The sequence below is a fragment of the uncultured Marinococcus sp. genome (assembly GCF_947493875.1).
Taxonomy (GTDB): Bacteria; Bacillota; Bacilli; order Bacillales; family Marinococcaceae; genus Marinococcus.
This window is the reverse complement of record NZ_CANLSU010000003.1, coordinates 311,309-323,357: the sequence shown is the minus strand read 5'-3', so window position 1 is coordinate 323,357 and position 12,049 is coordinate 311,309. Positions and strand designations below refer to the sequence as shown.

The 12,049-nt window shown below is 48.2% G+C and carries 10 protein-coding genes; 4 read left to right on the top strand and 6 right to left on the bottom strand.

What is annotated here, in order from left to right; translation table 11 throughout:
• The first annotated feature begins 3 nt into the window (after window positions 1-3).
• Both sbcD and Q0757_RS07370 read left to right on the top strand, forming a co-directional pair.
• Entirely contained in the window at window positions 4-1,161 is a 1,158-nt protein-coding gene (gene sbcD, locus Q0757_RS07375; protein ID WP_298785815.1) for an exonuclease subunit SbcD, read from the top strand.
• 1 nt (window position 1,162) lies between these two features.
• The gene (locus tag Q0757_RS07370) at window positions 1,163-4,459 is read left to right on the top strand and encodes an SbcC/MukB-like Walker B domain-containing protein (RefSeq protein WP_298785814.1); all 3,297 of its coding nucleotides are present in this window, start codon (window positions 1,163-1,165) and stop codon (window positions 4,457-4,459) included.
• Window positions 4,460-4,610: 151 nt separating this feature from the next.
• On the opposite strand, the gene Q0757_RS07365 is transcribed toward Q0757_RS07370, so the two are convergent.
• The 6 genes from Q0757_RS07365 to Q0757_RS07340 all read right to left on the bottom strand — a co-directional run bounded on the left by Q0757_RS07365 (window position 4,611) and on the right by Q0757_RS07340 (window position 10,086).
• Window positions 4,611-5,816 carry a CapA family protein gene (locus Q0757_RS07365; RefSeq protein ID WP_298785813.1) on the bottom strand — a complete coding sequence of 402 codons (1,206 nt, stop codon included), beginning with the start codon at window positions 5,814-5,816 and terminating at the stop codon, window positions 4,611-4,613.
• Between the two features lie 12 nt (window positions 5,817-5,828).
• The gene (gene pgsC / locus Q0757_RS07360; RefSeq protein ID WP_298785812.1) at window positions 5,829-6,278 is read right to left on the bottom strand and encodes a poly-gamma-glutamate biosynthesis protein PgsC; all 450 of its coding nucleotides are present in this window, start codon (window positions 6,276-6,278) and stop codon (window positions 5,829-5,831) included.
• 2 nt (window positions 6,279-6,280) lie between these two features.
• Window positions 6,281-7,480, bottom strand: coding sequence for a poly-gamma-glutamate synthase PgsB (pgsB, locus tag Q0757_RS07355; RefSeq protein ID WP_298785811.1), 1,200 nt, complete (start codon window positions 7,478-7,480; stop codon window positions 6,281-6,283).
• Between the two features lie 186 nt (window positions 7,481-7,666).
• On the bottom strand, window positions 7,667-7,834 hold the full coding sequence (locus Q0757_RS07350; protein ID WP_298785809.1) for a hypothetical protein: 168 nt from the start codon (window positions 7,832-7,834) through the stop codon (window positions 7,667-7,669).
• 13 nt (window positions 7,835-7,847) lie between these two features.
• Complete coding sequence (locus Q0757_RS07345) at window positions 7,848-9,596, bottom strand: gamma-glutamyltransferase (protein ID WP_298785808.1); 1,749 nt, start codon at window positions 9,594-9,596, stop codon at window positions 7,848-7,850.
• 151 nt (window positions 9,597-9,747) lie between these two features.
• Window positions 9,748-10,086: a CHY zinc finger protein gene (locus Q0757_RS07340; protein WP_298785806.1), complete on the bottom strand. Its 339-nt coding sequence runs from the start codon at window positions 10,084-10,086 to the stop codon at window positions 9,748-9,750.
• Between the two features lie 267 nt (window positions 10,087-10,353).
• Here Q0757_RS07340 and Q0757_RS07335 point away from each other — a divergent pair, with 267 nt between their 5' ends.
• Window positions 10,354-10,788: a hypothetical protein gene (locus Q0757_RS07335; protein WP_298785803.1), complete on the top strand. Its 435-nt coding sequence runs from the start codon at window positions 10,354-10,356 to the stop codon at window positions 10,786-10,788.
• Between the two features lie 133 nt (window positions 10,789-10,921).
• The gene (locus tag Q0757_RS07330; RefSeq protein ID WP_298785801.1) at window positions 10,922-11,974 is read left to right on the top strand and encodes a C45 family peptidase; all 1,053 of its coding nucleotides are present in this window, start codon (window positions 10,922-10,924) and stop codon (window positions 11,972-11,974) included.
• Window positions 11,975-12,049: the final 75 nt, after the last annotated feature.

Here is a 12,049-nt window from a genome sequence, read left to right as displayed (position 1 = left end):
TTTATGCGCTTATTGCACACCGCTGACTGGCACTTGGGGCGGACGCTTGAAGGGCGTTCGCGTCTCGAAGAACAGCAGGCCATCCTGGATGAAATCATCCAGATGATCGAAGAAGAAAATATTGATGCGGTACTGATGGCAGGAGATGTGTTTGATTCTGTCAATCCGCCTGCCGCCGCTGAGGAGATGTTTTATGAAGCCATGGCCCGGATGAGCAATAACGGACGGGTGCCGGTCATCGTTATTGCCGGCAATCATGATCATCCGGAACGGCTGGCGGCCTCGCGGACACTGCTGCAAAAGCACGGTATCCATTTGCGTGGGTATCCGGGCATCGACCCGGTGATTGTGCCGGTTTCAGAAGAGCGGCTGTATGTGCAGACGCTTCCGTATCCTTCGGAATCAAGGCTGAAGCAGGCATTTATGCAGGAGGCAACGGAAATAGATCTCCGTGATGCCTACAATCAAAAAGTTCAGGAGATTTTTCAGCGGCTTGCAGCCTCCCGGCGGCCAGAAGACACGCTTGTCGGTATGAGCCACCTGTTTATTGCCGGCAGCGACGCCAGTGATTCCGAACGCCCGATTGAAGTAGGCGGAGCTTATACTGTCACCGCCGACAGCCTGCCGGAGCACGCTGTTTATACGGCACTGGGCCACATGCACCGGCCTCAGGATGTACGAGGAGCAGGCGGCCCGGCGAGGTACTCCGGGTCTCCGCTTGCCTACAGCTTTTCTGAAGCAGGGCAGCAGAAGTCGGTGACGATTATTGACACAAATGACAGCCAAAAAGAAGTTCATATTTCTACGATTCCTTTAACGGCTGGGAAGCCGCTCAGCATATGGAAAGCAAGAAACGGGCTCGCGGAGCTGCAGCAGTGGGTGGAGGAGCAGCGGGACTGGAATGCCTGGGTAGAGGTGGATGTGTATGTGGAAAACCAGCTGTCCATTGAAGACATTCATGCCCTGCGGACAAAGCATACCGGCCTGCTGACGATACGTCCGGTCTATTCCCGGCAGGAGCTTGAACCCGTGGAAAGCAAAAAACATATTCCCATCGATCAGCTGTTTGAACGCTTTTATGAAAAGCAGTCCGGCGGAGCTGTACCTGACCCGTCGGTGACCAATCTCTTTTTAGAACTTATTCAGCAAGAGGACGGATAAAATGAAACCATTACAACTGCAGATACAGGGACTGCACAGCTTCCGCCAGAAACAGACGGTGGATTTTAAAACGCTTTGTGAAAACGGGGTCTTCGGTATTTTCGGACCAACCGGCAGCGGAAAATCTTCGCTGCTCGATGCCATGACGTTAGCCTTATATGGAAATGTGGAACGGGCTTCTAAAACCGAGGGGATCATGAACCAGTCAGAAAACGAGCTGCGTGTGTCCTTTACGTTTTCGCTCGGACCATCGGTGTATCATATCGAACGCCACTATAAACGCACAGGGGAAGCAACCATGGCAGGAAAGCTGTGCCGGTTGACTGATCTGACGGGAGAGCCGGTAGTGCTTGCAGAAAAAACAAAAGCGGTCAATCAGAAAATCGAAGAGCTTCTCGGTCTTACCCTCGATGATTTCACCCGTGCGGTCGTGCTTCCGCAGGGGAAATTTGCGGAATTTCTGCATCTCGGAGGCAGTGACCGAAGCAAAATGCTCGAGCGGCTGTTTCATCTTGAACGGTACGGCAACCAGCTGATTGCCTCCGTCAAATCCCGGAAAGCATCGGCCGAGCAGGACGTACATAACATCGAAGCGGAACAGCAGGGACTCGGACCGGCTTCCGGAGAGGATCTAAAAAAAGCCGAAGAAGAGCACGCCCGCTGGGTTCAGCTTGTTCAAAGGCAGCAGAAGCATGTAGAAGAGCGAAGAAAACAGTACGAAGAAGTGAAACAAAAATTTCACTGGACTGAAGAGCTTAAGCTTCTGGAAGCCTCCATGCAGGAATGGGAAAAAACGAGCCCTGCAATTGAACACAAGCGCCGTACGTTAAAGGAAAATGAAATGTATGAAGCGCTGTATCCGTATGCGGACAGCTTTCAAAAAGCAAGGCAGGAGTACAGCGAGCAGGAGCACGACCTAAAAGAAAAACAAAAGGTGCACGAAGAGGCAAAACGCAAAAAACAGGAGGCGGGAATAAAAGCAGAGCAGAATGAAAAACGTTGGGAAGAGGAAGAACGGCTGCTTCAGCACTGGTATCGCCGGTTCGAGCAGATCGAAACCATTGAAGCTGAATATCAGCAGCATCATGAGCTGGAGAAACAAAAGCTTGAAGAGGTGGAAAAACAGCGTAAGTTATATCAGGAAGCTTCCGATCAGGTGACCGACTTACAGAATAAGGAGCAGGAAGCACGGAGGCTGCTCGAAAAGCTCAAGCAGGACTATGCCGATGCCGAGCAGAAGGAAGAGCATCTGCCGGATATGGGGGAGGCTTTATCGAAAAAGCAATGGCTCGACGCCCTCCATCAGCAGCTGAATGACCAGCAGGCCAGGGAAGCTGCGTCTAAAGAAAAATTGGAGGAAACAGCTGGAGAAGCCAAAGAGGCAGAAAAGGAACAACAGACACTTCAGAAACGTACGGAGGAGACGACGCAGAATATCTATTACTGGTATAGCCGGGCAGCGGCGCATATCCGGCTTATCGAGCAGGAATTAAGGCGTTTTGAAAAAAAACAGCAGGCCCAGCAGAAACGGCAACTGCATATGCTCGCAGAAGAACTGAAACACGGAGACCCCTGCCCGGTATGCGGAGCGGTGGAGCACCCGTCACCGGCTCCCAGGCCGGAAGAAGAAGCACAAGGGAACATAACGGAAGAAATTGAAGTGCTGCGCCAGTGGAAAACCGCCTGGGAGCATACGAAGATCGGTCTGCAGCATCTGGTTTCTACGCTGCCTTCCGGAGAAGAGCAGAAAGAAGAAGGTTATCCGGAGGAAACAGAGGAAGGCATCGTGGTTACCCGCTGGGAAGCAGAGATGGAGACGATAGACCGGCTAAAGGAGCAGACCCAGGCATTGAATCGTTCCTGGGAGGAGTGGAACCGGCGAAAAGACCGTATTTCCGTGAAAGCAGCCCAACAGGAAACGGAAGCCAAAGAGCAGGAACATAAACTTAAACAGCTTCAAAAGCAGTGGCAGGAGCAAAAAGACCAGTGGGAACAGACATTTAGGCCTCTTCGCCTGGATCAATTTGATTCGGAATACGAACGGGCGAAGGAGCGCAAAAAAGCAATTAAAGGTATCCAGCAGCGTATTGATAACGGCCAGAAGTATCTTGAGGAAAAACGGGAGGAACGTGCTTCCCGGGAGCGCCATTTCTACGAGATAAAAAGCCGGGAGGCTGTAGCGGTTTCAGAATGGAAGCAGACCGCAGAGGCCAGGCAGGCAGCGGAACAGAAGCTCAATGAGCAGCTTGAAGGAAGAACCAAACAGGAATGGAAGAGCGCAGTCGACAAGCGGGCGGATGCGCTTAAAGCGGAAAAAGAAGAACTGCAGGAAAGGCAGAGAGAAGCAGAGAGGGAATATGAGCGTACTAAAGCCTCAAGCAGGGAAAGCTCGGAATCACTGCAAAAATCTGAAAACAAACGAAAAGCGGCTGAAGCCGAATGGCTCCGTCAAAAGCAGCAGAAAGGTTCCACTGTTTCCTCAGAGGAGGTGCTTGCCTATTCGTTATCGGAGGAACAAAAAACAGAGCTGCAGCGAGAAGTAGAAGAGTTTGATACAAAACAAAAAGAACTGCAGTATGAACAGCAGCGGCTGCAGACAAAGCTTGAAAACGAACGGGTGACCAAAGAGGCCTTTAACAAAATAGAGGAGCAGTACTACGAAGCTTCTAACGAGTGGGACAGGTACAAAGAAACGCTCGGCGGCATCAAAGAAAAGCTTGAAGATATCGAACGGAAGGTAGAACGTTATCAGGAGCTGGAAAAAAACCGGCTCGAGAGGCAGGCAGAAAAAGAGCGGCTGGAAGATCTCGATCAAATTATGAAGGGAAGAAAATTTGTCGAATTTCTTGCCGAAGAACAGCTGGTGCAGGTAACAAGAGAAGCTTCCCAGCGTCTGCATGCCTTAACGAGAGGACGCTATGCCATTGAAGTAAATGAGCAGAATGCTTTCGTTATTCGTGATGATGCCAATGGGGGAGTGTACCGTCCGGTTTCTACGCTGTCCGGAGGAGAGACATTTTTAACGTCTCTTGCTCTTGCGCTGTCGCTTTCAACGTCCATTCAGCTGAAAGGGCAATATCCGCTGGAATTCTTCTTTTTGGATGAAGGGTTTGGGACGTTGGATCAGGATCTGCTCGATACAGTGATGGATGCTCTGGAAAACCTTCACGGGGAATACTTATCGGTAGGTGTTATCAGCCATGTACCGGATATGCAGCAGCGGGTGCCAAAACGGCTGATGGTGACTCCGGCAACTCCTGGAGGGAATGGATCGACTATAATGATGGAAACGATGTAGCCCCTGAAAAATCAGGGGCTATTTTTAGGAAAAATAAAAATTTCATTTACTGTAATAAAAATATTTTAAACTTCAGACCCTACCATTAGTTACAATACCTAAAATAAAAAACACCCACCGGTTAAAACCGGCAGGTGCATAAGTGATATTTTTATTGGTTTTGAGTGCTGTTCTGGTTGCTGTTTTGATTGCTATTTTGCTCCATGCTTTGAAGGACACTCGAGTGATCTGCCTCAAAAACAAGATGTTCGCCATTCTCTACAATAGCATCCTTATTTTGTGTATCCTTTGTGAGCTGACGGAAGATCCGCTCACGGTGAAACGCACTTTCGACCGGGCGGGGCGTAGCTTCAAATACCCGGAAAGGCTGCATTTCCAGATGGGCAGTGCCATCTTCGCCAAGAGAATAATTTGCTATGACGCTGTCTCTCGTTCTAGTCCAGCCCTGATCAAACACGAAGTTACCAATAGAGTGCATGATAAATGTGTCATTGTATACTTCCACCGATTGCAGCACGTGCGGGTGAGTACCGACAATCACATCAGCACCAGCATCCGCGATCGCTTCTGTCATCTGACGCTGGCGTGTAGTAGGCGTGCTGTCGTATTCCTGGCCGAAGTGGACGTTTACGATAACCAGATCCGCATTCGCGTCTGCGCGCTGAACGGCGTCAATATAAGCACTCGGATCCTGGCTCGTTAAAATACCAGGAGAGTTTGGACCGGCCTGTTCCATATTCGCGTACGTAATATCGTTAACGCCAAGTGTAGCCACATCCATGCCATTATAGGTGTTCAATAGGTAGTCATGAGCTTCGGCCTCATTAGCACCGGCTCCTACCACATTAATACTTGAATTTTGAAATGCCTGAAGAGTTTCGTTCAAACCGGCATATTGATAGTCCATCATATGGTTGTTTGCCAGATTGACAGAATCAAAGCCTGCGTCTTCAAGTCCGTTAATAGCATCAGATTTAGAAGACAGATTAATAATTTTATCTGCTGGTTCGGTTTGATCTGGGTTATCTACAATTGGATTTTCAAAATTTCCGGTCGTATAATCAGCTGCCTGGAGCGTTGGTTTTGCATATTGAAAAAGAGAGTCATACCCTTCCTGTTCAGCAATTTCTTCTACGTGACGCCCGGTCATCATGTCACCGACCATGGCAGAAGTGAAGATAGTGTCCTGCTCCTGTTCATACTCACTTTCAGCAGCAGAAGGCTCCACCACCCGAATCAGAGTCATTGCCACGAGGCAGATAATGACCCCGAGCACGGCATGCTTGCCGGCCTTTCTTCGCTGGCGTTTGGTGTAGGCTAAATACTTTTCTTTGAAGTTTAATAATCGCTTGGCCATATGTAATAACCCCTAAATTAAATAGTATAGCGTGATGATAACAAATGTTGCAGCGGTAAGCACAAGCGTACTTGCCACAGTGGGAACGACGCCCTGGCGCTGCATTGCGTTTGCAATCAATCCCGGAACGATAACCCCGAGACCGCGAAACTCGTATATTTCAAAAGGCAGAATAGGGTAAAAGTAGTCAAAGATTAACTTTAACACAATCCCTGTGGACAACATGGCTGCAAATTTCCGGCGTCCGTAAAGAATCATAATACGGGACAAACCGTGAGCGACAATCAAATAGGTCAAGAAACTAATGAGAAAAATCACGAGTAGAAAAACAGGCTGATCAAAAACAATTGCCAAATAGCCGGGCGCAATCAGCCCGGCCGGCATAATTCCTGTCTTTTCTGCGTATATCAAACTGATAATAACTCCTACGACTAATGCGATATAAAGATCTGTACCAAACAATGTTACATGGCCTCCTCGCCGACTTTACTAATGAGTGTTTCCGGTGAATCATAAAGCTTTTCCATAAATTCTTCAGCAGCTCCGTGAATGTTTCCAATTCCGAAAATAAGTGAATGAGAGGCTTCCCGTTTCACCCGGGCCAGGATGGCATCTGCATCTTCACCCTCCAGATTAATAACGGAATTAAACGGCAGGTCGCCCTGGTCAAAGGCCTGGGTAATCGGCCGTACGTTTCCGCCGATAAGAATTAGTTTTTCTGCCGGTAAATAAGGCAGAACATACTTTGTGAATTCTTCGGTCCGGTCTACCCGGTCTTCACGGCAGTTGATAATGATCATCGGATTGTCGGTCATATAGCTTGAAGACCGTACGCGTGACCAGATCTCGAGTGTGGACCTGGCATCGTTTGCGGCGAAGCCGTTTACGAAGTGGGAGCGTTCCCGGCTGCCGTCTTCAAGAGTGACGATCCGCAGAGCACCAGGGTCTGGATTGGCATTCAGCATACCGGAAAGAGCCGTACGCTTATCAATATCGACTGCGCGTGCTACAGCAAGAGCAGCAGCAATATTTTCCGGGAAAAGCATATAATCAAACTTGTCGATAAAGCCGTCCGGGATTTCTTCCGGATTGGCAAGATATACTTCTGTATTTCTTTTTTCAGCTATTTCACTGAAGTAGTGAAAGTAGGGGCCGTTTGACAAAATGAGTTTGCCGTTATATGGAATAGTGGTGCTGAAGGCTTCGGCTACGTATTTTAAGGTTGGCCCAAGTGTTTCCATATGGTCTTCAAATACGTTTAAAATGACGCTGACGTTTGCCTGGAGAAATTTTTCCTGCAGCACGCGCTGATAGTCCGGATTGATTGCCATACATTCGCTGACGAATGCATTGGCTTCAAGACTCGAAGCGTGCTTTAAAATTTCTTTTTGTTCCCGAATATTCGGTCCCTCTAGTGAACGTTCGATTGGTTTTTCTGTCCGGTCCCAGTAAATTCTTCGTGCCTGTGTCCCGGTGGTCTTGCCGACTACCTTGTAATCAGCTTCGCTCAGCATTCCCGTAATCAAGCGGGTCACTGTTGATTTGCCGCGAACGCCGTTCACATTAACGCGGAGTGGGATCTGATCGACCCTTTTCTGGTGCCGGCGCAGCTCAAAAATGCCCACTAACGCAATTGCTATACATGAACCGTACAATAATATCATCGACGCTTTCCCTCCTCATTACTCTCTAATTATTATCTCCCTTTGAATGTCAAATAAGACCAACAGTATTCCATACCCGCTTCTGCCAGGAGTAATCGCCTCATTGCAAGCGTAGAGTGTCTCTTGTGTGTAAGAGACACTCCCGCAAAACAATGCCTATACTAAGACGCTGATTCAAGAAAATAGTTACTGGGTATTTGTATTTTCTTCTTCTACTTCCGGCGGGGTATTCAACGCGCTGTTGATTTCAACTTCTTCTGTGGTGGACAACTCAGCATCCACCTTAAAGAAATACATAAACAGCACTAAAGCAAACAAAAAGAGGTAGGGGCCGATTTTTTTTAAAATGTTCACATTCACTTCTCCTTTATTCAGTCTGAGCAGAGCCTCCCCGGCGCTGATCAATGATACCCTGCATTTCTTCATCATCATAGTCTTTGATTAAAGCCGTGACGTTTCCGAAATAGGAAGGGCCTTTGTCCGGGGCGATAAAGTAGCGGTCCCCGTATTTGGTGTTGATTTCTTCAATGAGCTCAGCGTTCTCTTCCTGATCTCCGTTTTCGATAGCAAGCGTTGCCTGTCCTTCGACGACATCCACAAAGGAACGGTTAGCGGCGAAAGCTTCTTCATAGCTCTGATCTAAATATTCCATGCGGAAAATAACTTCAGCCATTGCAGTTGGGATGCGCGATCCGCCCGGCGACCCAATGCCCATTATTGTATCTTCCTCTGGGTCCTTAATAATAGTAGGAGCAATAAAGCTTCTTGGGCGCTTACCAATTTCAATTTTGTTTGGCGATGACTCGGTCTCATTATAATTATTCAGCTGGTTATTTAAGAACATGCCTGCGGATGTCTGTCCGCTGCCAAAGAAATTACCCAGCGTGTTTGTGAGAGCCACTGTATTACCATCGGCGTCCATCACGTTTACGTGAGTGGTACTCGAGTGGGTAATTGTATTCTGGCCATCGGAAGAATTATACCCTGTTGCGTTTTCAAGCTCTTCCGTGTCCAGACGTTCCTCACGGACGTTTTCTGCCAAGTCATCGATGGTACCCTCACTCACATATTCCTCAGTGCTGATTTCATTAAACGCCGGATCTCCCAAATTTTCAAGACGGTGATAATAAGCTTCCCGCGTAATGGCACTCATCATATGAATGTAATCTGCTTCATTTCCCTGCAGTGCTTCACCAATATTCAGCCGCTCACCCATTCCAAGCATTTGAATCAGGGTCACGCCGGAAAGAGGGGAAGGAGCACTGTACACACTCTGTCCTTCAAAAGTTCCCTGAGCTACATCCGGAGTCTGTACATCATACTGCTCGAGACTTTCCGGGGTGATGTGTGAATAATCCGTCGTCAGCTGCTGGGCGATAGCCCCGTCCGCACTGTATAAACTCTCCGGTCCGTTCTCCTGAATGGTGCGGAGTGTCTGGGCGTATTCATCCTGTACCAGCATATCGCCTTCACTGAGAGGATTGCCGCTTTCATCGAAAAAAGCAGGAGAATTTTGCTGGTTCAATCTGGGCTGAGCGTAGTACATACGGCTCGCCAGGTAGTCGTTAACTTCATAACCCTCTTCTGCATATTCAATAGCAGGCTCCATCAGTTCCGCGAGGGTGAACTGCCCGCTTCCCTGTTCTTCGTGCAGGGCAGCCATGCCTTTAACAAAGCCAGGGACTGCCACGTTCAGCGCGCGATTAGTCGTGGAGGCCTCCTCCCGGTAGTCGTACACTGCAGGATCGGCGTTCGGCCCGTTCATTACGAGGGCAGCACCGCCGCCGCCGATGCCGGAACCGTATGGTTCAGTTACCGTAAGGGCGAAGGAGGTGGCAACTGCAGCATCCGCTGCGTTTCCTCCCTGTTCAAGAATTTCCATTCCTGCATCTGTAGCAAGTTCATTATCCGTACTGACTCCGTAACCTTCGTAGCCGGAACCGGAGGCTATGTCGCTCGAAGCACCTGAACTGGAATTCGAGTCATTTTGAGCACTTTCTTCTTCCGAACTGGAGCCGCTTTGATCGCTTCCTCCAAAATTTGTTACTCCTACGTAAATAAGCAGTCCTGCAACGACTACCGCGGCAAGTATGTACGTTAATTTTTGTGCATTCACGGGTCGGGTCAAACTCCTTTCTGGATGATCTGAGTAGTTTTTGAACGTCATTTGACACCGCCAGTGCTTCACCTATTAACGACTTATCTATAATAAAGGCATCTATGTTGAAAAGAAAGGTCAGGAAGACCTAATGGTTTTCAAAAATTTCTCAGCCCCGGGATGTCGAAAAATAGATGGAAGCATGGCGCTGGCATCCTGGGTTGAATGCCGCATGACAATTCGGGCATCGATGATCAGCATGAAGATAATCAGACACGCTCATAGTGTGCCAGCACTTTCCACACAAAACTGCTTCTTCGGAAAATAAAGAAGCAGGCCAGGGTTCTATAGGGTGGCTCTCGCTTTCTTCATGACATGCGTGGCAGCTGTACCAGCGTCCACAGCAATAAAACTTCATGGCAACAATATCGACAGATGTATGATAATGGGCGCATCTTGTTTCTTCATCTAAAGAAACGCCTCGAACTTTCACTTTTGACCAGCTCAAAAACTCATCTCCTTATATTAACACTCTCTATCGTATTCTAACAGTAAAAGTGCAATTTTTACGAGATGTTTTAAAAGTGTGAAAATAAGGTATAATGAAAAAGCATTAACCTTAAATTCAGCAGAGAACATTGTTTGAATTTTCTTTCATTTTATCGACAACTGCTTTCAATTATGATATATTTATTTACACACATGGACAAATGTATATCGTAGGGAGTGGTAGGCAAACCAAGCGGTAAAACGAGATTGTTAAGGAGGCTATAAAATGGAAGTACAGGAAAATCAACTGACATTCGTTCAGGAAAAAGCGAAAGAATTGTCAAATGCGATGGAATTAAGAGGATGGGCCAGCACGAAACTTGTCCCGACTCCTCCGTACGGATATACGCTGGTAAGCATGACCGGATGCCGGGCCTGGTTCGGAAAGCGCTGGGGCATGATCAATGATGACAGGGAAAACTTCCTGAAAGTGGTGCTTGATATTCCGAAAGGCAGAACTTCCATTGAAGATGTAAGCGAACGCCTGGATCTCGATATTGTAAATGGCAATGAAGGAAAAACCGGAGTGGAAATGATTGATAACCGGGACCGTCATACCATTGTCATCTATCTGTTCAAAGAGACGCTCGAACAGACTGCTTTTCGCGACAGCGAAACACTTGAACTCATCAGTGATGTAAGACGCTGGTCCTGCCTGTAAAATTTAAAATTTTTCAAACGCCCGGTTTCTGGGCGTTTTTTTATGCTAATATGCATATGGTTCGATAAAAAGGCTTGTTTTTTCTATACTTAAAATCGAACAGAAAAGCAGGGCAAAGGAGTCCAAAGGATCGATGAAAAATATTCACGTAGACGTAAAAGCATACAAAGGGACCTATGCAGACATCGGCTATCAGCAGGGCCGCTACTTAAAACATACCCCGCTCGTGCGTTACCATTACAATGAGCGTTTAAAGCGTTCGCTTGCGAAGTTTGATGTTCCGGTCGAAGATGTAAAAAAACTGTATCAGCTGTATGTCCCTGGTTTGTGGGAAGAGCTGAAAGGGCTGGCTGAAGGACTTGAGTGGCCGTTTCAGGATGTGCTCCAGGAGTTCAGCGGCTATCAGGCATCAAAGGTGCGTTCGGGCTGCAGCGGACTGATGGCCAACGGCATGTACATTCGAAACTATGACTACCTGCCGAGTACGTATGAAGGGCGGTTTTTATTCACTAAGCCAGTTAATGGACCTGGAACGGCCGGGTTTGCCCAGCGGATTATCGGTCGTTCGGATGCGATGAATGAATACGGCCTTTCTATCGGCTACCATTTTGTTCACCGCATAAAGCCAAAGCCTGGCATTGTCTGCTCCAACCTGCTCCGGATTGTGCTTGAAACGTGCCGGAGCACCACAGAGGCGGTCCGGCTCCTGCAGGAGCTTCCGCATCGGCACTCGTTCAATTACTCCATGATGGACGCCTCTGGAGAAAGTGCTGTGGTGGAAGCGTCACCCCGTGGCACTGCCGTGCGTCCTGCTGGGGAAGTAGCCTGCACCAACCATTTTAATATGCCCTTCATGCGGGAGGAAAACCGCCATCTGATGGGCAACTCCCGGGAACGGGAATCCCGCATCCGTTCCATCGACTGGGACCGGGAAACGGCCTACAGCGCCTTCGCCCGCTTTAATCATGACACCGACTCCATTTATTCGAATGATTACGAACACTGGTCGGGTACTATTCATACAGCGCAATACCTCCCTGCGGAAAAAAAGATATACGTAGGCATCGGCGGAAACCGGTATCCGGTGCCGCTTCCGTTTGCGGACTGGCTGAACGAAAAGCCGCTTCGGATCACAAAAATCAGGGGGAGAGTAGATACGGACATGCCATTTTCCTTTGAATGGTAAGCAGGGCAGGGTAAATCTAAAAAAGTAAGGGAAAACAGTAGGAAACACTGGAACAAAATGTTATAATATTTTAAA

Coding starts and splice junctions, on each gene's coding strand:
- sbcD (WP_298785815.1), top strand. CDS start 4: ATGCGCTTATTGCACACCGCTGACTGGCACTTGGGGCGGACGCTTGAA.
- Q0757_RS07370 (WP_298785814.1), top strand. CDS start 1,163: ATGAAACCATTACAACTGCAGATACAGGGACTGCACAGCTTCCGCCAG.
- Q0757_RS07365 (WP_298785813.1), bottom strand. CDS start 5,816: ATGGCCAAGCGATTATTAAACTTCAAAGAAAAGTATTTAGCCTACACC.
- pgsB (WP_298785811.1), bottom strand. CDS start 7,480: ATGATATTATTGTACGGTTCATGTATAGCAATTGCGTTAGTGGGCATT.
- Q0757_RS07335 (WP_298785803.1), top strand. CDS start 10,354: ATGGAAGTACAGGAAAATCAACTGACATTCGTTCAGGAAAAAGCGAAA.
- Q0757_RS07330 (WP_298785801.1), top strand. CDS start 10,922: ATGAAAAATATTCACGTAGACGTAAAAGCATACAAAGGGACCTATGCA.